This is a genomic window from Proteus sp. fly-1008 (genome assembly GCF_040140305.1).
GTDB lineage: Bacteria > Pseudomonadota > Gammaproteobacteria > Enterobacterales > Enterobacteriaceae > Proteus > Proteus vulgaris_B.
This window is the reverse complement of record NZ_JBEEWH010000001.1, coordinates 192,261-217,699: the sequence shown is the minus strand read 5'-3', so window position 1 is coordinate 217,699 and position 25,439 is coordinate 192,261. Positions and strand designations below refer to the sequence as shown.

25 protein-coding genes are annotated in these 25,439 nt (G+C 36.6%); 14 read left to right on the top strand and 11 right to left on the bottom strand.

Translation table 11 applies throughout. The features are described 5' to 3' along the window. Window positions 1-174: 174 nt before the first annotated feature. From ABN256_RS01075 to tehA, 3 genes are all read right to left on the bottom strand, one after another. Window positions 175-429: a hypothetical protein gene (locus ABN256_RS01075; protein ID WP_197269225.1), complete on the bottom strand. Its 255-nt coding sequence runs from the start codon at window positions 427-429 to the stop codon at window positions 175-177. Between the two features lie 72 nt (window positions 430-501). After that, the gene (locus ABN256_RS01070; protein WP_349438941.1) at window positions 502-804 is read right to left on the bottom strand and encodes a hypothetical protein; all 303 of its coding nucleotides are present in this window, start codon (window positions 802-804) and stop codon (window positions 502-504) included. A gap of 146 nt (window positions 805-950) precedes the next feature. Beyond that, window positions 951-1,937 (bottom strand): dicarboxylate transporter/tellurite-resistance protein TehA, encoded by a 987-nt coding sequence (tehA, locus tag ABN256_RS01065; RefSeq protein ID WP_349438940.1) that lies wholly within the window; start codon window positions 1,935-1,937, stop codon window positions 951-953. A 229-nt stretch (window positions 1,938-2,166) separates the two neighbouring features. On the opposite strand from tehA, the gene osmB reads away from it, so the two are divergent. From osmB to ABN256_RS01045, 4 genes are all read left to right on the top strand, one after another. After that, window positions 2,167-2,388, top strand: coding sequence for an osmotically-inducible lipoprotein OsmB (osmB, locus tag ABN256_RS01060; RefSeq protein WP_006536908.1), 222 nt, complete (start codon window positions 2,167-2,169; stop codon window positions 2,386-2,388). Between the two features lie 529 nt (window positions 2,389-2,917). After that, window positions 2,918-3,667, top strand: a complete 750-nt coding sequence (ydfG, locus tag ABN256_RS01055; RefSeq protein ID WP_072068034.1) for a bifunctional NADP-dependent 3-hydroxy acid dehydrogenase/3-hydroxypropionate dehydrogenase YdfG — start codon at window positions 2,918-2,920, stop codon at window positions 3,665-3,667. A 100-nt stretch (window positions 3,668-3,767) separates the two neighbouring features. Next, the gene (locus ABN256_RS01050; protein WP_196553088.1) at window positions 3,768-4,124 is read left to right on the top strand and encodes a DUF1283 family protein; all 357 of its coding nucleotides are present in this window, start codon (window positions 3,768-3,770) and stop codon (window positions 4,122-4,124) included. Window positions 4,125-4,177: 53 nt separating this feature from the next. Further along, on the top strand, window positions 4,178-4,414 hold the full coding sequence (locus tag ABN256_RS01045; RefSeq protein WP_072068032.1) for a DUF1161 domain-containing protein: 237 nt from the start codon (window positions 4,178-4,180) through the stop codon (window positions 4,412-4,414). A 279-nt stretch (window positions 4,415-4,693) separates the two neighbouring features. Here the strand turns inward: ABN256_RS01045 and bioD are convergent, their stop codons facing one another. The 3 genes from bioD to ABN256_RS01030 form a co-directional block, all read right to left on the bottom strand. Continuing rightward, complete coding sequence (gene bioD, locus ABN256_RS01040) at window positions 4,694-5,365, bottom strand: dethiobiotin synthase (RefSeq protein ID WP_072068031.1); 672 nt, start codon at window positions 5,363-5,365, stop codon at window positions 4,694-4,696. A 196-nt stretch (window positions 5,366-5,561) separates the two neighbouring features. Further along, window positions 5,562-6,773 carry a sugar metabolism global transcriptional regulator Mlc gene (gene mlc / locus ABN256_RS01035; RefSeq protein ID WP_284551695.1) on the bottom strand — a complete coding sequence of 404 codons (1,212 nt, stop codon included), beginning with the start codon at window positions 6,771-6,773 and terminating at the stop codon, window positions 5,562-5,564. Window positions 6,774-6,902: 129 nt separating this feature from the next. Beyond that, window positions 6,903-7,817, bottom strand: a complete 915-nt coding sequence (locus ABN256_RS01030) for a LysR family transcriptional regulator (protein ID WP_087802471.1) — start codon at window positions 7,815-7,817, stop codon at window positions 6,903-6,905. A gap of 125 nt (window positions 7,818-7,942) precedes the next feature. Between ABN256_RS01030 and ABN256_RS01025 the strand changes: the two genes are divergently transcribed. Both ABN256_RS01025 and tus read left to right on the top strand, forming a co-directional pair. Beyond that, entirely contained in the window at window positions 7,943-9,226 is a 1,284-nt protein-coding gene (locus ABN256_RS01025; protein ID WP_340896453.1) for an MFS transporter, read from the top strand. A gap of 473 nt (window positions 9,227-9,699) precedes the next feature. Then, window positions 9,700-10,629 carry a DNA replication terminus site-binding protein gene (tus, locus tag ABN256_RS01020; protein ID WP_196553091.1) on the top strand — a complete coding sequence of 310 codons (930 nt, stop codon included), beginning with the start codon at window positions 9,700-9,702 and terminating at the stop codon, window positions 10,627-10,629. Between the two features lie 12 nt (window positions 10,630-10,641). On the opposite strand, the gene ABN256_RS01015 is transcribed toward tus, so the two are convergent. Together ABN256_RS01015 and fumC are read right to left on the bottom strand one after the other, a co-directional pair. After that, entirely contained in the window at window positions 10,642-10,998 is a 357-nt protein-coding gene (locus ABN256_RS01015) for a hypothetical protein (RefSeq protein WP_196553092.1), read from the bottom strand. 79 nt (window positions 10,999-11,077) lie between these two features. Continuing rightward, window positions 11,078-12,475 (bottom strand): class II fumarate hydratase, encoded by a 1,398-nt coding sequence (fumC, locus tag ABN256_RS01010; RefSeq protein ID WP_166541292.1) that lies wholly within the window; start codon window positions 12,473-12,475, stop codon window positions 11,078-11,080. A gap of 580 nt (window positions 12,476-13,055) precedes the next feature. Here fumC and ABN256_RS01005 point away from each other — a divergent pair. Next, entirely contained in the window at window positions 13,056-14,750 is a 1,695-nt protein-coding gene (locus ABN256_RS01005; RefSeq protein ID WP_349438939.1) for a YdgA family protein, read from the top strand. Between the two features lie 85 nt (window positions 14,751-14,835). Here ABN256_RS01005 and ABN256_RS01000 read toward each other — a convergent pair whose 3' ends face one another. Then, complete coding sequence (locus ABN256_RS01000) at window positions 14,836-15,804, bottom strand: vWA domain-containing protein (protein WP_197269229.1); 969 nt, start codon at window positions 15,802-15,804, stop codon at window positions 14,836-14,838. 676 nt (window positions 15,805-16,480) lie between these two features. On the opposite strand from ABN256_RS01000, the gene add reads away from it, so the two are divergent. Together add and ABN256_RS00990 are read left to right on the top strand one after the other, a co-directional pair. After that, window positions 16,481-17,482, top strand: a complete 1,002-nt coding sequence (gene add, locus ABN256_RS00995) for an adenosine deaminase (protein WP_349438937.1) — start codon at window positions 16,481-16,483, stop codon at window positions 17,480-17,482. A 137-nt stretch (window positions 17,483-17,619) separates the two neighbouring features. Then, window positions 17,620-18,048 carry a putative signal transducing protein gene (locus tag ABN256_RS00990; protein ID WP_197269230.1) on the top strand — a complete coding sequence of 143 codons (429 nt, stop codon included), beginning with the start codon at window positions 17,620-17,622 and terminating at the stop codon, window positions 18,046-18,048. Window positions 18,049-18,114: 66 nt separating this feature from the next. Here the strand turns inward: ABN256_RS00990 and ABN256_RS00985 are convergent, their stop codons facing one another. Together ABN256_RS00985 and ABN256_RS00980 are read right to left on the bottom strand one after the other, a co-directional pair. Continuing rightward, window positions 18,115-19,104, bottom strand: a complete 990-nt coding sequence (locus ABN256_RS00985) for a bile acid:sodium symporter family protein (RefSeq protein ID WP_197269231.1) — start codon at window positions 19,102-19,104, stop codon at window positions 18,115-18,117. 22 nt (window positions 19,105-19,126) lie between these two features. Continuing rightward, entirely contained in the window at window positions 19,127-20,170 is a 1,044-nt protein-coding gene (locus tag ABN256_RS00980) for an oxidoreductase (RefSeq protein ID WP_349438936.1), read from the bottom strand. A gap of 131 nt (window positions 20,171-20,301) precedes the next feature. On the opposite strand from ABN256_RS00980, the gene ABN256_RS00975 reads away from it, so the two are divergent. The 5 genes from ABN256_RS00975 to rsxD all read left to right on the top strand — a co-directional run bounded on the left by ABN256_RS00975 (window position 20,302) and on the right by rsxD (window position 25,432). Next, window positions 20,302-20,769: a DUF2569 domain-containing protein gene (locus ABN256_RS00975; protein WP_349438935.1), complete on the top strand. Its 468-nt coding sequence runs from the start codon at window positions 20,302-20,304 to the stop codon at window positions 20,767-20,769. Between the two features lie 94 nt (window positions 20,770-20,863). Beyond that, entirely contained in the window at window positions 20,864-21,445 is a 582-nt protein-coding gene (gene rsxA, locus ABN256_RS00970; RefSeq protein WP_006536930.1) for an electron transport complex subunit RsxA, read from the top strand. After that, entirely contained in the window at window positions 21,445-22,071 is a 627-nt protein-coding gene (rsxB, locus tag ABN256_RS00965) for an electron transport complex subunit RsxB (protein ID WP_036937055.1), read from the top strand. Before rsxA ends, rsxB begins: the two co-directional genes overlap by 1 nt. After that, window positions 22,064-24,349: an electron transport complex subunit RsxC gene (rsxC, locus tag ABN256_RS00960; protein WP_349438934.1), complete on the top strand. Its 2,286-nt coding sequence runs from the start codon at window positions 22,064-22,066 to the stop codon at window positions 24,347-24,349. The genes rsxB and rsxC overlap by 8 nt, the downstream gene beginning before the upstream one ends. 6 nt (window positions 24,350-24,355) lie before the next feature. Continuing rightward, window positions 24,356-25,432, top strand: a complete 1,077-nt coding sequence (gene rsxD, locus ABN256_RS00955) for an electron transport complex subunit RsxD (RefSeq protein WP_109408770.1) — start codon at window positions 24,356-24,358, stop codon at window positions 25,430-25,432. Window positions 25,433-25,439 lie beyond the last annotated feature (7 nt).

Below are 25,439 nucleotides of genomic sequence, written 5' to 3'. Positions count from 1 at the left end.
AAACACTAAAAAGCATTAACCTACAGCAATGTAGATTAATGCTTATTTATGCGTTGATTAACTAACTGGTTATAAAACGCTGGTAGGATCAACTTTATCCACGTTAATGCCATAATTGCCATTGCAAATAGTTCCTTAATCGGAAAAATAAGATCAACAATAAACTCTTAACCTTCAGGGGTATATTTTCCAATCTAAGGAACAGAAACCTTCGACAAAATCGAGTAAGTCTAAAATAGTATTTTCATCTTCTATAGCTCTTAATTGATTTAAACAATCTCGCATTATATTTTGAGTCATTCCATTGTACTTATAGGATAAAAGTAACTCCCTTAATACTAATAAGTCTCTATTTAAAGCAATACCCTTTTGTATATCATCAATGAGAGCTTGCTGTTGCTGATAGTATTGTTGTTTTACTTTATCCATATTTAACCCAAATCTCCCTTCTCGCTCCTTTCTAATCTATAAATAGTTAGCAATAAGTTAGCTTTATCTATTTCAAAATACTTTCCATTGATCTTGATATTCTAATGGTACTAACTCTTTGTTATAAATTCTCTCGTAATAAATAACCCGGCCATCAAGGCGTAGTTGAGGTACTGTCACAACATCTCTATCAAAAATGGCATGGCGCCAATCTTCTTTGATTAAGCCACGTCGCCATAAGCGGTAATATCGATTTGCTTGTGACTCTAATTTATTGTCTTTTAAAATAACCGATAATGGTGCAAATAGTTGTTGTGAAAGATGATATTTCTCCATCAGCCAGCGTTTATTTCTTTTAATTAACTTTCTTTTCATCGTTATTGGCTCTATTTCCCTTTATGCTATTTATTGGGATAATGCGTGATAATATTAGCTTTCTAACTTGCTTTTTTAATTATTTTCAGTATTAAACAAAAAGAGCCTAGCTTTTCATTTAGGCTCTTCTCTTTTTTATATAATATTCATACCACTTTAGAAGGATTGTATAATTGTTTTAATCCTTTAAAAATCCATAATAATGAATGAAAAATAAGTAATAAAATAATAGTATTAGCAAGAACAAATAAAGCTATTGATAATAACTGCATAAAATGGCTATTAGATGTCATGCTCATATTTAATGAGGCTTTTGCTAATGCTGAAACACCGAAAGAGAAACTCCAAAATGGCAATGAAAACGGTTGTTTTACAAACCAAGGAATTAATCTCATCATAAATAAGAGTTGTAATAGCCCATAACCTAATAACATTTTTGCGAAGAAATCAATATGATTGTCATTAATAGCCAAATAAGCACTACAGGCAACCAAGGCGGGTGCTAATTGAATACCAAATGATAGCCGTAATTTTTCATCCATTAATCCTTCACTGCGTATTCTTTTTAAAATAGCGGGTTCTAAACTTAGCCACGAAAATACGCCAGCCCCAAAAAATAAAATACCCAAATCATTAAAACCAAATGCACCACATGCCATGGCACAGATAAAGTTATTAGCGACAGTTGGTAAATATAAGACTGGTGTGGTCGCCATTTTAGGATATTCACCCTTCCATTGATAACCAACAAGCCAACTAGAATACCCAAGCTGAGCAATTGCTCCAACACTAAATAACACCAGAGAAAATAAGGATAAATATGGACTTAATCCGATCGATACTAAAACTGTCGTTGCGGGAAATAAGCTAGTAAATCCACTTGTAACAGGATGTTTAATTTCTTCAAGAAGACTTTGTCGATGAAATAGCCACTTAGTAAGCAAAAATAGCGTAAGTGTTAACCAAACCAAACAACCTACACCAATAAATATTTCACCAATATAAGCTGGATAATTATGCTCTTTAGCGGCATATCGCCATGCCATTCCTGTACCAATCATCCCTAATACAACACCAAAATAGCCCGATGCAAACTGTGAAGAGAGTGTTTTTACTTTATTTATCAATATCATATTATTATGTTAACTCATGTAAATGACATAATACATTGATGCTTTATTCTGAACATCAAATAATACTAGAGATAATAAAATTTATTTTTATAAAATGCATTTAAAATATGTGTTATCAATAATGACTCACTTTAAGACTTTTCCCTCCTTATGTTCCCGAATATTCTGATGCTCGTATAAATACGATAGCGATATCTTTATATTGTCCTTTATTTTGGAGTTTATAAAAATGAATATCACGTTAAAAAAGATTGGAACACTATGTGTCGCTTCTGTTCTGCTTTTTTCTCTTGCGGGTTGTTCTAGCATGACAAAACGCGACCGTAATACAGCAATTGGAGCCGGTGCTGGTGCTATCGGTGGTGCGATTTTAACTGATGGTAGCGCATTGGGTACTATTGGTGGCGGCGTCTTAGGTGGCGTTATTGGTCATCAAGTTGGTAAAAAATAACCGTTAGTTCCCTATTCTGCTAGACTGGGTTTATATTTTTCGGCTCAGTCTAGTAACTTGTAACATTAAGATAATCAGCATTTATTTTTGTGTGATATGAATAAATCGTTCCTCTCTCAATTAAAAAAAACTGTCGTCGTTCTATATAAGTCGTTTAGCGATTTGATTTATATCGTAGTGACCCTTATTTTGTGTTACTTCTGTTTTCTTTTATCACCCACATTGGTAATTGCCGTCATTGGCAGTATCATTATTATTATCACTATGTTTTTACTTAGTTTATTTGTTTTCCCGTGATATAAAGCATGTGCTTTACCTCCTTTATTTTTAATAAATTAATCGACCAAATAATCACCTCTCGTTCTGTCAGTTAAAAACAAAAATACAGGTTACTATTAAAGATAAAAATCTTTCACATCATAAAAGAACCTTGTTTTAGGCTGATTTATCACAATCCTTACTTTTAAACTTGACTCTTTTTAGTGATAGCCTTTTACTTTCAATTATTATAACTATCGAGGGTAATTAAATGATTATTTTTATCACGGGTGCCTCTGCTGGCTTTGGTGAAGCCATTGCTCGTCATTTTATCAGCCATGGGCACAAAGTTATTGGTACTGCTCGTCGTTTAGATAAACTGAATAACTTGCATAAAGAGCTAGGTGAGCAATTTTATCCATTACAGTTAGATGTGACAGATAAAAAAGCTGTCAGTGAGGTTTACACTCAATTGCCTGAGAAATGGCGTGAAATCGATGTGTTAGTGAATAACGCTGGTTTAGCATTGGGTTTAAATACCGCCGATAAAGCTAGTCTCGATGATTGGGATACGATGATCGAGACAAATAATAAAGGTCTGGTTCATGTCACCCGTGCTATTCTTCCTTTTATGGTAGAAAGAAATAAAGGCCATGTTATTAACATCAGCTCAACAGCCGCTTCTTGGCCTTATATGGGCGGTAATGTTTATGGCGCCACTAAAGCGTTTGTTAAGCAATTTAGTTTAGGATTACGTGCCGATCTCCAAGGTAAAAAAGTCCGCGTGACCGATATTGAACCTGGCCTTGTTGGTGGTACGGAGTTCTCATTAGTTCGCTTTAAAGGTGATAGTGATAAAGTTGAACAAACGTATGCAAATGCAAATGCATTAACTCCTGAAGATGTTGCGGAAGCCGTATATTGGACAGCAACGCTACCTGCTCATGTTAATATTAATACCTTAGAAATGATGCCTGTTAGCCAATCATTTGCCGGATTAAGTGTTCATCGTCAAAACTAAACGCACTGAAAACTCATTTTTTATTAAGGCATCAACTATAATTATTAAGATATAATAGTCATTGACAGTAATAGCGACATAACTTTAGAGGATAGCAACTATGATCAATACACTAACTAAGAAACCAACGGTAAGAACTTTATTGTTCTCCTTATTTCTTGGTTTATCTGTGTCTTCTTTTTCTTCTATTGCCGCCTCTACCAATGTAACCATTAATGGTAATGGCTATGACAATGTCTTAGATAAAGAACAAGCTCGACAACTGAAAGAAGACTGGGATCAAAAGCGTGAACTTCGTACCCAAGTCAATCAGCGAGAAAAAATTGAATTTAATAAAGTAGATAAAGCCATTGATGAGCGAGATGCTTGTCTGAAAAGTGCAAATATCTACGCTTATTGGGAGCCTGAAACCCGCCGTTGTTTAGACAGTAATACTGGGCGCCCTGTTAATCCATAAGAAAATCGTGTAAAACAGTGATGTTTTGCGTTGTAAAACAAGGAAAATGTAATATGAAAAAATATATCTTTGCAGTAATGGCAACCCTCGTAGCATTTGCCCCTTTAGCAGCAAATGCAGGTTGTGATGAAGTCGTTGAATCTATTCAACAAAAAATCGTTAATAACGGTGTGCCCGCTGCTAACTTTACTTTAACTGTCGTTGAAAACGACCAAGTTGCACAAACAGAGGGTAAAGTGGTAGGCACTTGCGAGAATGACACTAAGAAGATCATCTATACTCGCCATTAATTCACCGCTAACTTAAAAAAGGGCGCTAATAATTGCGCCCTTTTCTTTATCACTCAATATAAATGAGTATCTTGCTGATTTAAAATTATTCTATTCAGTTTGTTGTTCCATATTTGCTTTAACTTTGTCATTTTTTCATCATTATTCCAGTTTTAAGCAAAGTTTAGAAAAAACAAAAACACCCAATGGATTTACTCATCAGGCGTTTAAAAGTAACAAGTTTGGCTCCGTTAAAAAACAGGCAACTCAATCCACTTCGTTACTTATTTATATTCTCTCTTAAGCAGGTACAGCGATTTCTAACTGACTTAAATCAAGGTAACAAGAGAGATCACGTTCTTCAGGACGTAATAAATACGGGATTTCACCAATCAGTGGTGCAGGAATATGCTGAGACAGCCTTTCCACAATTTTCGCATAATAAGGTAATCCTGGATTTATTCTGTTAGCAACCCAACCGACTAATTTCAAACCATCGTTGATAATAGATTGTGCTGTTAATATTGAGTGATTAACACAGCCTGGTTGAATACCAACAACCAAAACGACTGGAATTTGTTCTTTTACCACCCAATCAGAATAAAAGGTATTATCATCAAGTAGATAACGCCAACCGCCATTACCTTCGATAACAACACACTCTGCTTTTTTACTTAAATTATCAAGCTCATTTGAAATCTTATTAAAATCAATTTCATTTTCGCTAACATAACAATTATCAAGTAAAATAGGATTAATTTCGTCGTAGCGAACTTCAACTGGCGATGAATTATGAATAATCATTGCATCACGATTACGCTCACCATCAGCTGTTTCATGTAATTCTGTTGCAATAGGCTTATAACCCACTGCCGTTGACCCGCCACGATTTAATGACTGAAGAAGTGCTCGGGTCACAACAGTTTTACCCACGTTGGTATCTGTCCCCGTAACAAAAAAGCGTGTTAACATATAATTTACTTCCGTTATGACAGATAAATCAGGTTCATAAAAAATGACAGAGATTAGAGTTTAGGGTAACACTGTTTCTGATGGCTTGAGATAGCTCAATTTTTTAGTTAATTGCTCGAAAATAGAGAATTCGTTAATGATCAATTGAGGTATTTACGCTTGTAAAACACTTCTGTTACGATTTTTTGCACTTCATTTAGCCTTGCATCAACTCTATTAACAAAGAACCGTTGTATAAAGCTTCTTTAACTAATGAGGCTGCGGGTAAAGTACCTTTATTTCTTAATTCTGTTTCTTCAATAATTAATGATTGTACGTAACGAGGCATGGCCTGATTTTGAACATGATTTAAAATCAATGGAAAAAGAATGGATTTAGCTCGACAAAGAGGCGAACCAATTAATATTTTTTGTGGATTAAAGATATTAATCATCACGGAAAGAATAAAACTTAATCGCTGCGCAACTAAATGCACGACTTCAAGAGCTTGTTTATCTCCAACTAATATTGCATCACACAATGTTTCAATAGTAATAGGATATTTGTTTAGCAATGAGGTAGGATCCTCTTGCGCTAATAATTGCGCTTTTTTAATTAATTGAGGAATAGCAATTTCAGTTTCTAAACATCCCTTCGCCCCACAATAACAACTATTTTCAGAGTCGATAACTTTAGTGTGCCCAATTTCAACCGCACTGTGACTGTGAGAATGTAATGTCCTCCCGTTACTAATTACGCCAGCACCTACAATGTCGTCAATGACAATTTGCAAAACATCTGAATTATTTTTTGCCGCACCATATAAAGATTCGGCCATTGTCCATGCAGTGACACTATGCTGTAAGAAAACAGAAACACCTGTTTTTTCATGGATCTTATCGGCAAGAGGAACATCTTTAATATCGTAATAAGGGGAACTATGAATAACCCCACTAATGGGATCAATAATCGCATTCATTGTAATACTAATGGCGGTCAATCTTTCAACATGTGATTGATAGCGTTCGAAAAATTTATCAATAGCAACTAAAAAGTGAGTAAGAAAGTTATCACTGTTCTCTTTAGGAAAATCAAACGTGTCTTCAGTAACAAGTTTACTGTCTAGCTCTCTTAAACTAAAAAGTAAATTACCTTTATTGACTCGGATACAGAGAAATTGCCACCCTTGGCTTTCTAATTTTAATCCTACTGCAGGTCGGCCACGAAATCCCACATCCGGAAACTCTGTTTCATGAATAAGATGTGCCTCAACTAATTCTCGCGTAATTTTGGTAATACTTGCAGGAGCTAGTTCTGCTTTTTTTGACAGTGAAATACGAGAAATGGGGCCATGTTCATCAATCAAACGAAAGACTGTGCCAAGATTAAACTGTTTCACGTGATCGATGTGGCTAGGTTGGTTCCCCATTGAATGTCATCCTTAATTAAGAAGCCATAATTAATTCGAGGCTCCAAATAATTCATTACCGATTATGTCGTCAATTTGTGATAATTGTACAATACTTACATAAAAAGCGTGATCAAAAACACAGATAAATCAAGATTTTTGGTGTTCTAAAATATTTTTTAACAACAATTGCGTTAATCGATTCGCCGCTGCGGGTATTGTCCGTTTCTTATGTGAAACCAACCAAACTTCAGAAAATGCCTGTGAATTAGCGAAGTGTAAATAATGCACACCATCAACTTTCATTCGAGTAAAAGATTTAGTCACAATTGAGATACCTAATCCTGCAGCAACTAACCCTAAAATCGTCATGGCTTCGCCGGCTTCTTGTGCAATAGTTGGCGTAATTCCTGACAAACTCAGTAATTGAATAATTTCATCATAAAGAGCTGTACCTACATCTCGTTCAAAAAAAACAAAAGGATACTGCCCAATATCTTGAATATTAACGCCTGTTTCTTTGTAAGCAAGTAATGGGTGCCCTTCATAAACAGCTAAAATGAAAGGCTCTCGAAACAATAGCTGGTGGTGCAAATTTTCGGGTAATGTGGTGTTTCGCATAATACCCAGATCAATACGCCCTGTAAGCAATGGTGAAATTTGTTGCTTTGTATTCATCTGATGCATATGAATACCGACTTCAGGATAATTTTCTCTAAATTGCCTTAAACTCAACGTTACTAAGTGCATAAAAGGTGTCGTTGATGTAAAACCTATAGATATTTCACCTAACTCACCTTTTTCCATTCTAGCTGCACGTGTTGCAGCTGCGTTGACCTGCGCCATAATTTGATAAGACTCTTTTAAAAACATTTGCCCTGCTGGTGTTAGTGCAACAGAACGATTAGTTCGTTCTAAAAGTCTAGCCCCTATTTCACTTTCAAGTGCTTGTATTTGTTGACTCAGCGGTGGTTGAGAAATATTCAATCTTTCTGCAGCCTTACCAAAATGAAGCTCTTCCGCTACAGCGATAAAATAACGTAAATGCCTCAATTCAATGTTCATATGTCTCTCACTTTAGCATTGATACTTTAAAAGTCTTATTTCTAATAATTAATATATTAGACAAAAAAATCAAATATTTCTAACATTGACATAAATCAAATTTAAGTAATGGAAGTTTAATCAATATGGATACTCACGAAATAGACAGTAAAAGTATGAGCTTAGGCACTGATATTTCAGACGATACATCGTGTATAGAAAAGCCAGCTCATAGCCAATCTAACCCTAAACACTATATTCAACGTGATGATGCACTGTATATAAAAGTGACAGTGTCATTTTTTATGGTGGGTTTAGCGACATTTGCCTTACTCTATTTTGTGCAACCCATATTGCCAGTGTTATCTAACGAATTTTCTGTCAGCCCCGCAACCAGCAGTCTAGCGCTCTCACTTTCAACCGCATTAATGGCATGTGGTTTATTAATAACTGGCCCACTTTCAGACGCTTTTGGGCGTAAAAATGTCATGGTTATTGCATTGTTTTGTGCCGCATTTTTTACATTATTGAGTGCAACAATGAATAGTTGGACTGGCATCTTAATTACTCGTGCCTTAGTGGGGCTTTCGTTGAGTGGTGTTGCTGCAGTGGCGATGACTTATTTAAGCGAAGAGATCCATCCTGCCTATTTAGCGCTATCAATGGGCTTATATATTAGCGGTAACTCTATTGGTGGTATGAGTGGCCGTGTTATTACTGGGGTATTAAGTGATTATTACTCTTGGCGTTTATCTGTCGTTATTCTCGGTATTTTTGCCCTTTTTGCAGCAATTACTTTTTGGAAGATATTACCAGCTTCAAAACACTTTAGACCAACTGCATTAAAACCACGCAACCTTCTTATTACCACAAAACTGCATTTTAGAGATAAAGGATTACCCCTGTTATTTATTGAAGGTGGTTTATTAATGGGCGGATTTGTCACTTTATTTAACTACATTGGCTATCGCTTATTAGACGCCCCCTATTCATTAAGCCAAACAACGGTAGGTTTGATTTCTATAGTATATTTAAGTGGCACTTATAGTGCATCTAAAGCAGGATTACTAACCACTAAATATGGTTTAGGTAAAGTATTTATTGCAGGTATCTCGATGATGTTAATAGGTATATTGATTACCTTAATTGAATCGTTGCCTGTTATTTTCGTCGGTATGCTTATCTTAACAACGGGTTTTTTCGCAGCTCATGCAGTAGCAAGTAGTTGGATTGGGCGTCGTGCAAAACGAGGACGTGCTCAGGCTTCTTCACTTTATCTCTTTACCTACTATGCTGGATCAAGCCTTGCAGGTACAGTCGGTGGTTTATTCTGGGTAAGTTTTGGTTGGCTAGGCGTTGGGTTATTTATTGCGGTTTTAATGTTAGCGGCCTTATTAATTGCACTTCATCTTAATAAAGTTGCTCAATAAACAAAATCTGTTGTTATAAAATGCAAAAGAAGCATCATTATCTTTAAAATTGTCAGTTTTTCACTCTTTTCTTAATATATTAACGTACCTATTTTGAAAAGGATGAATAAATATGACTCTAATTAAAAGCTCCCTTATCGTATCAATGGTCTTCTTCGCTTCTATGGTGAATGCATTTACTGAAAGCTGCCCATCATCAAAAGCCAGAATGTGATGCTATAGCACAACAATATGATGTACCAAACACAATGAAAGAACAAAATAAAGACAATTTCAGCATACTAAACACTCATAAACTCTCTTTCTAAGAAAAACATTATAAAAAATGCCTTTTTTGCGCTATACTGTATATAAACACAGTATAGCGCATTTTTGTTATTTCTTCCCTGTCAAACGATGTACTTTCCACTGAAGCTGATGTATTGTTTTAAATAAAGGCTAATTGTATGTTGTAACTAAATAAGGATATTGAGATGAATAAATATGATTTAATAGAACAATTTAATCTCTGTTTTAAGCAGTTAGAACTCGAGATAAATAATCTGACAGAAAAGCTGCGAAAACTAACATTATTACCTTCTGCTGTATTTGAATTACCCGATGTAACTAAAGAAGAAGAACATGATGATGTTATTCGCGTGACAGTGTCACCTAACTATAATGAAGAAGCTCTTGAACTTACCTTAAAACTAATGGCCAACCTGTTTATTTATGATAATGCACCACATATCAGCAGTAAGCGTGCTATTCGTTTACCAGGTGTGCTCTGCTTTAGTACCAGCAATATTGAGTTTAAGTCAGTAAAAGAAGACATTGGGCGTATTAACTCATTAAAAAAACAGCTTTCTGATATCGTGACTAAAGAATCAGGGATTTCTAAAGAAGAGCGTTTTGATTTTGTTCATAATCAGTTAAAAGGTCTAATTACGCTAAATGCTTATCGCACCCTCACCTTGTTGTCTGATCCTGATACTGTACGCTTTGGTTGGGCAAATAAAAATATTATTAAAAATTTAACGCGCAATGATGTACTGGCTCAATTAGAGAAAAGTCGTGAAGCAAATCGTGCGGTTCCACCATATACCAGTGAACAATGGGCAGAACGTATTGATAAGGAGATAATCACTCTTTCCAAATTACCTGAAAATGCAAAATTAAAAATAAAGCGCCCCGTGAAAGTACAACCTATTGCTCGTGTTTGGTATTCGGAGCTTCAAAAACAAGTACAATATGCTTGTCCATTACCTTTGTTGGCTTTCTATATTGATAAAGAGAGCGATTTTAAACCGATTATTGGCGAACTCCCTGATTATGATGCTGATAACATTCAAATTCGCCATCGCCCTAAAGCTAAGAAATTACAACTGATTATTCCAAGAATGCATTTATATCTTGAAGTATAACCAATTAAAAAGTTAGTTAATGAGCTTAATTGAACTTCCTTTAAGAATTTGTATAAGATAATCATTAAGGTGAGCAAATTGATTATTTTCGATTTTCAAATCAATGGAGATCACGGGATTATTTTTTAACACGAAAATAATTTTCTCTCGTGTTAATGTAATACATTCAAGGCTATTAATAGCTTCTATATCAGATAAATGTGTCATTAAACCGATTGAATTATCAACATCTTCGTCTTCCTCATCAAATCTTGAAAGAATAACAAAGTGCTCAGGTGAAACCGCGTCATCCCCTATTCCAATAATAGTGACATCATCTTCAACGTAACAATTTACTTCGGTTGCAGTAAAAATAATTTCTTCATTCATTATTGTTATCCCAAAACGATCTAAAAATCCCGCCATAAAAGCGGGATTTTATATCGGTATAAATAAGTGTTAAAGACACTTATTTTTTCATGCTACCAACCATATCTTCTGGACGAACCCAGCTATCGAATTCTTCCGATGTAAGGTAGTTCAGTTTCAGCGCAGACTCTTTCAGCGTTAAGCCTTCTTTATGCGCTTTCTTCGCAATTTCAGCTGCTTTATCGTAGCCAATATGCGTATTTAATGCAGTCACTAGCATTAATGATTCATGCAGTAGTTTATTGATACGTTCACGGTTTGGTTCAATACCAATTGCACAGTGCTCATTGAAGCTACGCATACCATCAGCCAGTAAACGGACTGATTGTAAGAAGTTATCGATGATCATTGGACGATAAACGTTCAGTTCAAAGTTACCTGACGCACCACCAATATTAATAGCAACGTCATTACCCATTACTTGAGCACATAACATTGTTAATGCTTCACACTGTGTTGGGTTAACTTTACCTGGCATGATTGAACTGCCTGGCTCATTTTCTGGAATAGCAATTTCGCCAATACCACAACGAGGGCCAGATGCTAACCAACGCACGTCATTAGCAATCTTCATTAATGAAGAAGCCAAACCTTTTAATGCACCATGTGAATGAACTAATGCATCACAAGTTGCTAACGCTTCAAATTTATTAGGTGCCGTTACAAATGGTTGACCTGATAATTCAGCGATACGTTTAGCCACACGAACAGCATATTCGGGGTGCGTATTTAAACCTGTTCCAACAGCTGTACCACCTAGTGCTAACTCGCAAACATGAGGAACAGAATCATCGATATGTTTGATGTTGTGCTCAAGCATAGCAGCCCAACCAGATATCTCTTGGCCTAATGTCAGTGGTGTCGCATCTTGCAGGTGAGTACGACCAATTTTAACGATGTCATGGAAAGCTTCTGCTTTCTCTTTGAATACTTTCAGCAGTGATTTTAATTCTGGCAATAAATCCTGACGTAATGCAATAACAGCAGCGACATGCATGGCAGTTGGGAACACATCATTTGAACTCTGACTTTTATTAACATCATCATTCGGATGGATTTTGCGCTCCATGCCACGAATACCACCAAGTATCTCACTACCACGGTTAGCTAACACTTCATTCATATTCATGTTTGATTGAGTGCCAGAACCAGTCTGCCAGATTGCTAATGGGAATTCAGTTGGGTGTTTACCTGCAAGCACTTCATCTGCGGCTGCGATAATTGCATCAGCGCGCTCTTTTGGTAATAAACCTAAATCCATGTTAACACCTGCGGCTGCTTTCTTTGTGATAGCAAGCGCATGGATAAGTGCAACAGGCATTTTTTCAACTGAAATACGGAAGTGTTCAAGAGAACGCTGCGTTTGAGCTCCCCATAACTGGTCAGCGGGTACTTCGATTTGTCCCATTGAGTCTTTTTCAATGCGAGTGGCTGCCATTTCAATCTCCTTAAGTACACAGAATAATTGATTAATTCCGAATCACTTTTTAGTAAATAACTCGGATATCAGTATCATGCCATAAACAGAATAATAAATATGAGAGCTAAAGCGAGCTTATGATATTTATAACAGAATGAAATCTGTTGATTTTTTTGGAAAAATACGGTTGGTAGCCTTATTATATTTCCAACGTTATTATTTAAGCCTTCATATTTATATCCATACTTATTATGAGCCTTTATTATTCATCATAAATAGAATTACATCACAATTAAATATTGCCTCAATCTAAAAATGAGTAAAAAAAGCCGTTTTATACGGTTATTTTATTTATCTTATAAATCATATCTATTTTGCTTTAAACTCATTATGTTAGCGAGTAACTAAGTAAGTTCTGATTGCGATTTTATTCCACTAAATCTATATTTACAGTTAATATAGGTGGAGAAGTATATATGTGGATTATCTATATTTAAATTTAGTAAATTTTATCACCAATTTATCGGGTTGTTTAAGGGTTACAAAACAGCCTTTATAACGTACATCGCCAGATGTACACAGAGGATGGACTAGAATTATGAAGAAATCGCTTGTCGCTGTTGGTGTTATCGTCGCACTGGGTGTTGTTTGGACTGGTGCCTCGTGGTACATGGGCAGCAAAATTGAAAGTCGCTTACAGGAAGAAACGAAACTAGCTAATGTCCAGTTAGCGCAACTTGCTAAAAATGCTCAATTTGGCGCTGATATTAAACTTGAAATTCGTGACTATAAAAAAGGGGTGTTCACCTCTAATGCAGACTTTGCTGTCGTGATTTCAAAAGATGCTAGTGAAGTCGTTGAAGACCAGGATAAAAAAGTAGAAGAAATTATCTTTACTACTGATATTGATCACGGTCCATTCCCTCTTTCTGATTTGGCTAAATTTAATTTAGCACCAAAATTAGCAGCTGTGAATAATACGTTGGTCAACAATGATACAACTAAAGAATTATTCAAGCTGACTAAAGATAAATCTCTTTTTGATATGCATACATCTTTGGCTTTTGATGGTGCAGTATCAGGTGAAGCTAAACTAAATCCTATCGATTTTGCTGAAAACGATGGCACAGTTAAAACGACACCTATTACTGTTGAATTCTCATCAGACAAAAACGCAACCAACTTCACTACCACCGTAAAAGGTGATCAAGTTGTTGTGACTAAAGAAGGTGAAGAAACTTTCACAATTAAAAATATCGCGGGTTCTGTTTCAGGAACAAAAGTTAATAACGATCAATACTTATTTAATGAACAGTTATTAAGCTTTGCTGAAATCGCGCATACGAGTAAAGACAAAGCATCTGATTTCTCACTGAAAGATTTTTCTCTGAAAACCAAAAGTGATATTAAAGATAAACTCTTCAATTTATCTCAAATGTATGACTTTAAATCATTGAATGTCGGTGGATTAGAGTTTGGTGCAGGTAAATTTGGCTATTCCATTGATAAAGCTGATACTGATGCAATGTTGCTGTTAACCAAAGTTTATAACAACTCGTTATTACCTTGGAATAAATACCATTACGATAATTCAGAAATAGTAGAAAAAGCCGTTCGTGATGTACTGGAGAAAGGCTTAGTTTTCCGTATCGATGAAGCATCTTTAACCAATAAAAACGGTGCAAGTAAACTAAACTTTAACTTAGACTTAAATGCATTTAACGTTAAAGTATTAGAAAGCCAAGAGAAATCACCAGCAGAGTTATTTAACTATCTGTTTAAAAACATCGATTTCAATATTGATTTATCTCTTCCAATGTTAGCTGAGTTCCGTAACACCACTCAATACCTTGATGCGGCTCGTTACCAAGAAACAGCATTAACCGATGAAGAGAAAAAAGAAATCGAAACAGCAACAGCGGCTGATATTGAACAGTTAAAAACTGAATTACAGCAAAATATCAATCAAATTTCTCAAGATGAGAAAGATGCATTACCACTAATGCTACTTGCACAAGACGGTAAAGCATTAAGCCTGAAACTGAACTATGCTGCTGATAAATTTACCATGAATGGTAAAACTTATACTTTTGATGAATTTATGGAAGTGACCCAAGCTCCTCAAATGTTAGGTTTAGCTGCCATGTTATTCGGCATGGGTGCATCATCTTACGATTACGATGATTCTGATTATTCAGAAGAAGGTTATCAAGAAGAGATGACTGAAGATCCAGCGATTATCGAAGAACAAGAAATATTAATTCCTGAGCAGCAACCAGCACAAGCTCAATAATTAAGCTTCTATTACAGACAGATAAGATAAATAGAAACACCGCATTGTAAAAACACAATGCGGTGTTTTTTTCTTCGTATCTTAATTAACAATCACAATCTTTAGCCGGGAGGTGGTGATTGCCCCATTCATCTTTACAGCAAGAATCAATGGTTTTATTAATTATTCCTGCAAGTGTATTTACTGTTGAAATAATAGAAGTTAATTGCTCACAGACGTGGCTACAATTGGTATCTTTCTCATGAGGTTTAGGAATATTAGGCGGTATTAGGCTATCACAGAGGATCTCTTGCAATACTAATGAAAACTTAGCAATACCTGTTGTGTAGATATAAGAACGCCCTCCTGTTTTCTTCGCTAAGCGTACATACTCTTTTGTGATATTGTCTCTATCAGCAACACTTGGGAAGCGATCTAAATTAGTCATTTTATCGTCAGGCGTGCCTTGGTAGGTATACACTTTCACTTTTTCGTGCTGGGCAACAGCAATCGCTTCATTATTCTTTATCACAGCAGCATTAGTAAGAACACCGCCGCCACCTTCCATGCCTTCATCGCCCAACACAAAAATGGCACGACGCGCACCATCACGCCAATCAAAGTGCTTACTTAAATCAATCACCGCACGGCATAAATCCTCTTTATTACCCGCATGATCACGACCATCAGCCTCTTTAAACGGCTTTCTTGCCTGTAAACGATTTTCAGGAACACCCAATGCTTTTAAATAATCACTGGCTGATTGATCAAATTTAGTGTCATCCCATGTACCTTCTATACCTAAAAATGTTACCCGAAGTTTTGATGGGCATTTTTCTGATGCCTCTTGTATTGCAGCATCAACTTCTTTGCTTAAATCAGAGGATTCATCAGACATTGAACCACTTGTATCAATAACAACAACTAAATCCAATGCAATTGTCCCATCGCCAGTGACAACTTGTGAACCATAAGTAAGATGGTTTTCTGATGAAGGGGGAAGTAAGCTTGAAGCCAGCAAATTTTTAATTTTATTATTTCTTTTTTCAAAATTTAAATTAGAATTCTCATTCATAATTATTAGCCTTAATTTTAAATAATAGGTTTTTATTAAAAAATCATAATTAAATGACTTCATTCAATTAAATTATTTCATTTAACAAGAAAACATTATGGCTTTAATTCTATTTTCTTTATCACTCATTTAATAATATGGATATTTTATTGTTTATTTTGATTTTATTTAATTAAAGCTAAATAAATTTAAATATAACTAAATTTTAATATTATGTTTTTATGAGGAAATATTTTAAATGTTTCAGCTAATAAAAAATACAAAACAGGTAATCTATTGAATAATGAAGCAAAAAAATCGATATCTTGACTGTTTTTTCTGTTCATCTATCTTTTATAGATCTATCAAAACAATTGATAGGATATTTCAGTTATAATGACAATTCTATTTTTAGATTAAAAATCAATATATCAGTTAGTTTGATAATACACGTCAATTACATTGAATATTGTAGTTAATAAATAGACAGCCCTATTTTTTATTTTTTACTTTTTAACTTAACACTGAGAAAAACAGTCGTTTTTAGCTTCAGAAATAACCAATTTATGTTTATTTGTTAGTGAATAAAATAAAAATCAGTCATAATAATCTGCAACTCATTTATATTTACCCGATTATAAGAAAATCACTATAAACGATAGATTTTCATTATTTCTATTAAAAAGGAAAATAACACGTGATTGACACACAGTTGCCTTTAACCGATTTACATCGTCATTTAGATGGTAATATCCGCCCACAAACTATTTTAGATTTAGCAAAAAAACACAATATTGCGCTCCCCGCTTATGAATTAGAAGCTTTGCGTCCTCATGTACAAATTACAAAAAATGAGCCAAGTCTTGTGAGCTTCTTACAAAAATTAGATTGGGGAGTGGCAGTTTTAGCAGACTTAGATGCGTGTCATCGTGTTGCTTATGAAAACGTGGTGGATGTGGTTAATGCGGGTATTAATTACGCTGAACTACGATTCTCACCTTATTACATGGCAATGAAACACCAGTTACCAGTTGAAGGTGTCGTGGAAGCTATTGTTGATGGTGTACAAAGCGCACTGCAATCCCACGATGTAGATATTCGTTTAATCGGTATTTTAAGCCGTACTTTTGGTGAAGATGCTTGTCAACAAGAATTAAATGGATTATTGAAACATCAGGATAGAATTACCGCACTTGATTTAGCGGGTGATGAATTAGGTTTTCCGGGTCACTTATTCCAACCTCATTTTAATCGTGCTCGTGACACAGGATGGAATATTACAGTTCATGCTGGTGAAGCTGCGGGTGCTGAAAGCATCTGGCACGCAATTAAAGAATTAGGTGCAAGTCGTATCGGTCATGGTGTTAAGGCTATTGAAGATCCTCGTTTAATGGATTACCTTGCAGAGCATCAAATTGGTATTGAGTCTTGCTTAACCTCGAATATTCAAACCAGCACTATCAATTCATTAGCAGAACATCCTCTAAAAACCTTCTTAGAGCATGGTATTATTGCATCGCTTAATACAGACGATCCTGCGGTTGAAGGCATTGAATTAAAACACGAATATAACGTTGCAGCACCTGCGGCGGGATTAACACCAGAGCAAATTCGCCAAACTCAAATTAATGGTTTGAAAATGGCGTTTATTAGCCAAACTGAACGTGATGCATTAATTAAAAAAGTAAGCTCACGTTAATATTTAATGATTTTTCCATCAAAGCCATCTGTTAATCAGATGGTTTTTTTATATTCATTAAAAATAGATGGGATTATTAATGACTCTTAGACTAAAATTAATTTTCACAAGGGGTTATTTATCATTAAGGAAGAACTATGTGGAACATTCACCCAACAAGAGGCCATTATAAATTATTAGCTCAATACTTATCGCCGATTGATGCATCAATTGAAGCAGGACTTCTCCAATCTGAAGGTATTGATGCTATTCTTTTAGATGAGAATATTGTTTGGAATAACCAAGTCTATGCTCAAGCAATTGGTGGTGTGAAATTATTGGTTAATCATAAAGATTTTGAGAAAGCAAAGACAATACTCAGCGAGCTGTATCAGGGAAAGTATAATATTAATGCACAGTTAGAACCTAGTGAATGTGCGCCAAATATTATTGTAAAAAATAATAAAGAAGATTATTTAAATATGGGATTCGTCTTTTTAATTTATACTGTTCTTGGTTTACCCCTTCCTTTTAAATCAAAGCGGACCTCCTTGTCTGAAGAAAATAATCAAGAAAAACTACAATAACAAAAAAGCACCGATTATTTATTAAATCGATGCTTTTGTAAGAATCCCTTTAAAACTAAAATTTAATCACTTATTTTCAGCTTCTTTATTTCGATTAGCGTAACGCTGTGCTAATACAGCACAAACCATTAATTGGATCTGATGAAATATCATTAATGGCAATAACATTACCCCCACCGTAGCCGCAGGAAATAGTACGTTCGCCATTGGTACACCATTTGCTAAACTCTTTTTGGAGCCACAAAAAACAATGGTGATCTCATCCGCTTTATTAAAACCAAGCAACCTTGCACTGTATACATTCACAAAAATGACAATTGCTAGCAAGATACAACTCACTATCGCAATCGTTAATAGTGACCAACCGTCGATTTTATACCAAATTCCTTCAACCACCGCTTCACTAAATGCCACATAGACCACCAGCAGAATAGACGAGCGATCCGTTCTATTGACTAATTTTTTATGATTATCAACCCAACGACCAATTAAAGGGCGAGATAAGTGACCAATAATAAAAGGCACCATTAATTGCAGTAAAATCGACTGGATTGCTCCAGCAGTATCAAAATCATCTGCTGAGCCTTGCGTTTGCATTAAAAAACCCACCAGCACAGGTGAAAGAAAAACGCCTAAAATACTCGATGCTGATGCACTACAAATAGCTGCGGCTACATTTCCCCCAGCCACAGAAGTAAAAGCAATGGCTGATTGAACAGTTGCAGGAAGAGCACAAAGGTATAAAAAACCCATATAGACTGTCGGTGACATCCATTCAGGCACAATCACTTGTAACCCTAGCCCCAAAATAGGGAAAAGAATAAAAGTGCTAGCAAAGACAGTTAAATGTAATCGCCAATGCCCAAGCCCTGCCAGTATTGCCTCTCTAGAAAGCTTTGCACCATGCAAAAAGAAAAGCAGTGCAATGGCGCCTGTTGTTAGATATTGAAATAGGACTTTAATATCCCCTTGTGCGGGTAGTAGCGTTGCGAGTGTCACCACACAAATCATTATCATGAGAAAAGGATCAAGTTTTAATTTTTGCCACCAAGACATTAGATTTAGCGCTCCCTTTAGTTTATAGCGTAATAGTTTGTTTTAACCGATTTGAAATTTCGCCCGCTTCAATCAAACGCATAATCGCCGTTGCTTGTATTGACGTAACAGGGTTTTCTTCACCTAATGTAATTGCACGATAAATTTGTTGATAATAAGCAGGATAATCACCAGAAAGTGTAGTGAGTGTGGTTGTTTCTAATTCACCAGACTCTGACAGTGTTGTTAATTCACCATCTTGACTATCCATTCCCCAATTATAAGTTTGATTTGGAAGATAACCGGCTTTTAAAGCATCTTCTTGAGTATCTAAACCATACTTAACATAACTTCCTTTTGTCCCATGAATAGCAAAAATAGGTGTTGGAGACGCAACTAACATAGAAGCATGAAGAACGACTCTAAGATTGTCATATTCTAGTAATGCATGAAAATAATCGGCATTTTTTGCATTAGGACGTAATTGAGCAATATCTGCAGTAATTGCTTTAGGCTCACCAAATAGGCAAACGGCTTGATCAAGAACATGAGGCGCTAAATCATACCAAAGCCCGCCACCGATTCCGGCATCTTCTCGCCAACGTTGACGCACGGTTGGGCGAAACCGATCAAAATGCGCTTCATAGGCACTAATCTCACCGAGTGTTTTATCCTCTAAAAGTTTTTTAACCGTTAAGAAACCTGAATCCCAACGACGATTATGAAAAACAGAAAGTAGCTTACCGGCATCTGTTGCTTGCTGAGTTAATTTTTCAGCTTCTTCCAGTGTCAGTGTAAATGGTTTATCAATAACAACATGTTTACCTTTTGCCAAAGCCTGTGAAGCTAACGAATAGTGAGTATTATTCGGTGTTGGGATAATGATTAAGTCTATTAAGGGATCATTAATAAGTACTTGAGAGTCTGCATAAACCGTGATGTGAGGAAAATCTTGTTTGACTTTATTTTCATCAGAGCTTGAAATTGCACTAAGATTAAAGCCTTCGGTTGTTGTAATTAAGGGAGCATGAAAGGTTTTACTTGCATAGCCATATCCGATAATCCCAACATTGAGTTTATTTGCCATAACCCTATCCTATTTTTATCTGCTTTTTTATTAATAAAAATCACTTTCACTTTTGTAGCTAAATAAATAATAACAAAGTTTGTGATAATATCCCGTTTAGTTCTATACATACGAGTAGGAATAATTAATTAATGAAATTTGATCTCAAAGCAAACACGCAGAATAACCTTTCAGGAAAGGCGCCTATAACTGGATGGCTACTTGCGCCATTGGCTTATATGATCTTATCAATTGTTGGCTCAGGTTTGATGTCTGTTCTCTACGTTCTTAAATATTTTGCAGATTTTTCGCTCCTCCACCAGCTTCCTTTCCATTTAATATCAAGTTGGTATCTCTCTGCGTTAACCTCGTGGGTAATGTTTGGTTTTACGGTATATCTACTACGCCAGTTTTTTTATCGTGCTAAAAATTTTCCACGTTTATTTATTTTATGGTTGCTTATCAACTTACTATTAGCGATCAAAAGCTTTGGCTTTGCGCCTGTAGATGATCAAACAGCGTTAAAATCTCTTCTATGGTCTGTTTTCTCGACTATCTGCTTTGTGCCTTATATCAAGTACTCTAAACGTGTTCGTGAAACTTTCACACAAGTTCGATAACTTCATATCTTCACCCTTGATATTATATACGCTTGTTTAGCCTCTTTATTTCAGGAGGCTTTTTGTTTCTCTGTTTAACAATTTTGGCATAACAATGACTGATTACTTGCTTCTATTCGTCGGCACCGTATTGGTGAATAACTTTGTACTCGTCAAATTCCTAGGTTTATGCCCATTTATGGGTGTATCAAAAAAATTAGAAACCGCGATCGGTATGGGATTTGCGACGACCTTTGTTATGACTCTCGCCTCTATTAGTTCATGGCTGATGGATAACTTTATTTTAGTTCCTTTGGACTTACTTTATTTACGCACACTGAGCTTTATTTTAGTTATTGCAGTAGTTGTACAATTCACTGAAATGGTTGTAAGAAAAACAAGCCCAACACTCTATCGCTTGCTGGGGATCTTCTTACCTTTAATTACTACAAACTGTGCTGTCTTAGGCGTTGCGTTATTAAATATCAATCAAGCACACACGTTTATGCAGTCAGCTGTTTATGGTTTTGGTGCAGCAGTAGGTTTTTCTCTTGTGATGGTATTATTTGCCGCCATTAGAGAAAGATTAGCAGTGGCAAATGTCCCTGCTCCATTTAAAGGTGCATCAATTGGTTTAATTACCGCAGGTTTAATGTCTCTCGCCTTTATGGGTTTTAGTGGTTTGGTGAAACTGTAATGAATTCTTTATGGATAGCAATTGGTGTACTTGGTGCGCTAGGTCTTATCTTTGGGCTAATTTTGGGCTATTCCGCGCGTCGCTTTAAAGTGGAAGAAGATCCTATTGTTGAAAAAATAGATGCTATTTTGCCACAGAGTCAATGTGGGCAATGTGGACATCCTGGTTGTCGCCCTTATGCCGACGCAGTTGCAAACAATGGTGAGATGATTAACCGTTGTGCGCCGGGGGGCGAACAAGTGATGTTAAAAATCGCAGAATTAATGGGTGTTGAACCTCAACCGCTAGATGGTGACGAAGAAGCATTAAATCCGGTTAGAAAAGTCGCCTTAATTGATGAAGATAATTGCATTGGATGTACTAAGTGTATTCAAGCTTGTCCTGTTGATGCCATTGTAGGTGCAACGCGCGCAATGCATACAGTTATTGAAGACTTATGTACTGGATGTGACTTATGTGTTCCACCTTGTCCTACTGACTGCATTACCTTAGTACCAGTCAAAGTAACAACCTCAAATTGGAAATGGGATTTAAATACCATCCCTGTTAAGAATATTCCAGCAGAGCCTGAAGAAACACCTGAAGATGAACCGTCATTAAAGACGGAGGATAATGCTCATGTTTAATCTCTTTTCGTTATTTAAAAAAGATAAAATCTGGGATTTTAAAGGCGGTATTCATCCTCCTGAAATGAAATTACAGTCAAGTCGCACACCAATGCGTATAGCACAATTGCCTGATGAAGTGATTGTCCCAATTCATCAACACTTAGGTGTACCAGGCCAACTTTGTGTTAGCGTGGGTGAACATGTTTTAAAAGGCCAGCCTTTGACTAAAGGTGTTGGCAGAACACTCCCTGTTCATGCGTCTATCTCTGGTACTGTCACTGCTATAGAACCCTTTCCAAGCGCTCACCCTTCAGGGTTACCTGAAATTGCCGTAAGAATTCAATCTGACGGTAAAGATGAATGGCGTGAACAGTTCCCTCTTACTGATTACCAATCACAAAGCAAAGAGACGTTACTCGCTCGTATCCATGAAGCGGGTATTGCTGGATTAGGGGGCGCTGGATTCCCAACGGCTTCAAAATTAAAAGGCGGTGGTGATTTAGTTAACACGCTGATTGTCAATGCAGCAGAATGTGAACCTTATATCACGGCGGATGATCGCTTAATGCAAGAGCATGCTGATGAAGTGATTGCTGGTTGTCAGGTATTAATTCACCTTCTCTGTCCTGATGAAGTATTAATTGGTATTGAAGATAACAAACCTGAAGCTATTGAAGCATTGAAACAGGCATTAAATGCCGTACCTGATGAGAAACGAATTTTTATTCGTGTCATTCCCACAAAATATCCCTCTGGCGGTGCTAAACAACTGACCAAGATCTTAACGGGTAAAGAAGTGCCATCAGGTGGTCGTTCATCTGATATTGGTGTTTTGATGCAAAACGTTGGTACTGTGGTTGCCATCAAACGTGCCATTATTGATGATGAGCCTTTAATTGAACGTGTTGTCACGGTCACTGGTAATGGAGCCAAAACACCCGGTAACTTCTGGGTACGTTTAGGCACCCCTATTTATTCATTGTTGAAACAAGCTGGTTTTGTTGCAGGCTCTGAACAAATGGTGATTATGGGGGGCCCATTAATGGGCTTTACCTTACCTGACTTAAATGCCCCAGTTGTCAAAATAACTAACTGCCTACTAATCCCTTCTGTTGAAGAAATGGATACAGATAACCTTGAAGAGGCATGTATCCGCTGTGGTCATTGTGTAGATGCCTGCCCTAGTGGTTTATTACCTCAACAACTTTACTGGTTCAGTAAAGGTAAAGAGCATGAGAAGGCACAACAACATAATTTATTTGATTGTATTGAATGTGGTGCTTGTGCGTTTGTTTGTCCAAGTAATATCCCGCTAGTTCAATACTATCGGCAAGAAAAGGCTGAGATACGTGAAATTGATGCAGAAGCCAAACGTGCTGCTGAAGCTAAAGCGCGTTTTGAAGCAAAAAAATTACGTATGGAGCGTGAGAAACTTGAACGTGAAGCAAGACATCAACGTGCTGCCGTTAAACTTGATGATAATGAACATAACGAAGTTCAATCTGCGCTCTCTCGCGTAAAAGAAAAACAGAATATCGGTAAAATTATTTCTGTGAAAGCAGGTCAAGAGCCAGATAACGCAGCCGCTATCGCCGCACGTAGAAAACGAAAAGAAGAAGTCAGAGCAAAACAAGCAGCTAAATTAGCACAGCAAAAAGCATTAGAAACCTCAAATGATAATATAGTAAGTGACAGCGAAGACGCTGATCCGCGCAAAGCTGCTGTTGCGGCGGCATTGGCTCGTGTAAAAGCCAAAAAAGCACAACAAGCTCAAGCGGAAATAACAACGGTTGAAGCCTCTGTTGAAAGCACTGAAGCCGAAGAAGTCGATCCGCGCAAAGCTGCTGTTGCGGCAGCTATTGCCAGAGTAAAAGCGAAAAAAGAGGCTCAACAAACTCAAGCAACAACAACGGTTGAAACCTCTGTTGAAAATGCTGAAGCCGAAGAAGTCGATCCACGCAAAGCTGCTGTTGCGGCAGCTATTGCCAGAGTAAAAGCGAAAAAAGAAGCTCAACAAACTCAAGCAACAACAACGGTTGAAGCCTCTGTTGAAAATGCTGAAGCCGAAGAAGTCGATCCACGCAAAGCTGCTGTTGCGGCGGCATTAGCTCGTGTAAAAGCCAAAAAAGCACAACAAGCTTCTCAAGCAACAACAACGGTTGAAACCTCTGTTGAAAGTGCTGAAGCCGAAGAAGTCGATCCGCGCAAAGCTGCTGTCGCGGCAGCTATTGCCAGAGTAAAAGCGAAAAAAGAAGCCGAACAACGTCGTGCTAAAGAAGAAGTTACCTTGGACTAATCACAGATGAAATTTAGACCGATACAAAATAACAACAGTAAATTAAAAATTGCGAGTTCCCCTTTTACGCATAATCAGCAATCCACCAGCCAAGTTATGCTATGGGTAACATTAGCGGCACTACCGGGGATCATCAGTCAGATCTATTTTTTTGGTTTAGGCACTATTTACCAAATTATATTAGCCATTATCGTTGCGCTTGTGGCTGAAACTGTGTGCGTAAAACTCAAAAAAGAAGATCCATTACTTTACCTTAAAGATAACTCCGCACTTCTTACTGGTGTATTACTAGCAATTAGTATTCCGCCTTTGGCACCATGGTGGATCATTGTCTTAGGTACATTTGTTGCTGTCGTTATCGCAAAACATATTTATGGTGGTTTAGGGCAAAATCCATTTAACCCCGCAATGGTAGGTTATGTGGTTTTACTAATTTCATTCCCAGTACAAATGACATCGTGGATGCCTCCTGTTGAACTACAAGCTGTCTCTTACAATGTCATGGATAGTTTAAGTATCTTCTTTACAGGTCATACATCATCAGGTTTAACACTTGAAGATTTAAGACGCTCTGTTGATGGCATTACACAAGCTACACCTCTTGATAGTTTTAAAACTGGATTACTCACTCATTCTATTGATGAAGTGTTAGCAACACCTATTTTACAAGGTGAATTTGCCGGTATTGGATGGCAATGGGTGAATGTCGCTTATTTAGTTGGTGGATTAGTTCTGCTCTATAAACGCATTATTAGCTGGCATATCCCTGTTGCAATGATCTCAATGTTAGCCTTATGTTCTGTTATTAGTTGGGGTATCGATCCTACTCGTTACTCACAACCCTTATTACAAATTTTCTCAGGGGCAACAATGTTAGGGGCTTTCTTTATAGCGACAGATCCTGTAAGTGCCTCTACAACCCCTAAAGGCCGTTTAATTTATGCGGGCATGATAGGCTTATTAGTATGGGTTATCCGTGTTTATGGTGGATATCCAGACGCTGTTGCATTCTCAGTATTACTTGCCAATATCGCCGTACCTTTAATCGATAGCTATACACGCCCTCGTGTTTATGGGCATTAATGTGCCA

Excerpts from the sequence above, each read along its gene's own strand:
- ABN256_RS01075 (WP_197269225.1), bottom strand. The coding sequence starts at position 429 with ATGGATAAAGTAAAACAACAATACTATCAGCAACAGCAAGCTCTCATT.
- ABN256_RS01070 (WP_349438941.1), bottom strand. The coding sequence starts at position 804 with ATGAAAAGAAAGTTAATTAAAAGAAATAAACGCTGGCTGATGGAGAAA.
- tehA (WP_349438940.1), bottom strand. The coding sequence starts at position 1,937 with ATGATATTGATAAATAAAGTAAAAACACTCTCTTCACAGTTTGCATCG.
- osmB (WP_006536908.1), top strand. The coding sequence starts at position 2,167 with ATGAATATCACGTTAAAAAAGATTGGAACACTATGTGTCGCTTCTGTT.
- ydfG (WP_072068034.1), top strand. The coding sequence starts at position 2,918 with ATGATTATTTTTATCACGGGTGCCTCTGCTGGCTTTGGTGAAGCCATT.
- ABN256_RS01050 (WP_196553088.1), top strand. The coding sequence starts at position 3,768 with ATGATCAATACACTAACTAAGAAACCAACGGTAAGAACTTTATTGTTC.
- ABN256_RS01045 (WP_072068032.1), top strand. The coding sequence starts at position 4,178 with ATGAAAAAATATATCTTTGCAGTAATGGCAACCCTCGTAGCATTTGCC.
- bioD (WP_072068031.1), bottom strand. The coding sequence starts at position 5,365 with ATGTTAACACGCTTTTTTGTTACGGGGACAGATACCAACGTGGGTAAA.
- mlc (WP_284551695.1), bottom strand. The coding sequence starts at position 6,773 with ATGGGGAACCAACCTAGCCACATCGATCACGTGAAACAGTTTAATCTT.
- ABN256_RS01030 (WP_087802471.1), bottom strand. The coding sequence starts at position 7,817 with ATGAACATTGAATTGAGGCATTTACGTTATTTTATCGCTGTAGCGGAA.
- ABN256_RS01025 (WP_340896453.1), top strand. The coding sequence starts at position 7,943 with ATGGATACTCACGAAATAGACAGTAAAAGTATGAGCTTAGGCACTGAT.
- tus (WP_196553091.1), top strand. The coding sequence starts at position 9,700 with ATGAATAAATATGATTTAATAGAACAATTTAATCTCTGTTTTAAGCAG.
- ABN256_RS01015 (WP_196553092.1), bottom strand. The coding sequence starts at position 10,998 with ATGAATGAAGAAATTATTTTTACTGCAACCGAAGTAAATTGTTACGTT.
- fumC (WP_166541292.1), bottom strand. The coding sequence starts at position 12,475 with ATGGCAGCCACTCGCATTGAAAAAGACTCAATGGGACAAATCGAAGTA.
- ABN256_RS01005 (WP_349438939.1), top strand. The coding sequence starts at position 13,056 with ATGAAGAAATCGCTTGTCGCTGTTGGTGTTATCGTCGCACTGGGTGTT.
- ABN256_RS01000 (WP_197269229.1), bottom strand. The coding sequence starts at position 15,804 with ATGAATGAGAATTCTAATTTAAATTTTGAAAAAAGAAATAATAAAATT.
- ABN256_RS00990 (WP_197269230.1), top strand. The coding sequence starts at position 17,620 with ATGTGGAACATTCACCCAACAAGAGGCCATTATAAATTATTAGCTCAA.
- ABN256_RS00985 (WP_197269231.1), bottom strand. The coding sequence starts at position 19,104 with ATGTCTTGGTGGCAAAAATTAAAACTTGATCCTTTTCTCATGATAATG.
- ABN256_RS00980 (WP_349438936.1), bottom strand. The coding sequence starts at position 20,170 with ATGGCAAATAAACTCAATGTTGGGATTATCGGATATGGCTATGCAAGT.
- ABN256_RS00975 (WP_349438935.1), top strand. The coding sequence starts at position 20,302 with ATGAAATTTGATCTCAAAGCAAACACGCAGAATAACCTTTCAGGAAAG.
- rsxA (WP_006536930.1), top strand. The coding sequence starts at position 20,864 with ATGACTGATTACTTGCTTCTATTCGTCGGCACCGTATTGGTGAATAAC.
- rsxB (WP_036937055.1), top strand. The coding sequence starts at position 21,445 with ATGAATTCTTTATGGATAGCAATTGGTGTACTTGGTGCGCTAGGTCTT.
- rsxC (WP_349438934.1), top strand. The coding sequence starts at position 22,064 with ATGTTTAATCTCTTTTCGTTATTTAAAAAAGATAAAATCTGGGATTTT.
- rsxD (WP_109408770.1), top strand. The coding sequence starts at position 24,356 with ATGAAATTTAGACCGATACAAAATAACAACAGTAAATTAAAAATTGCG.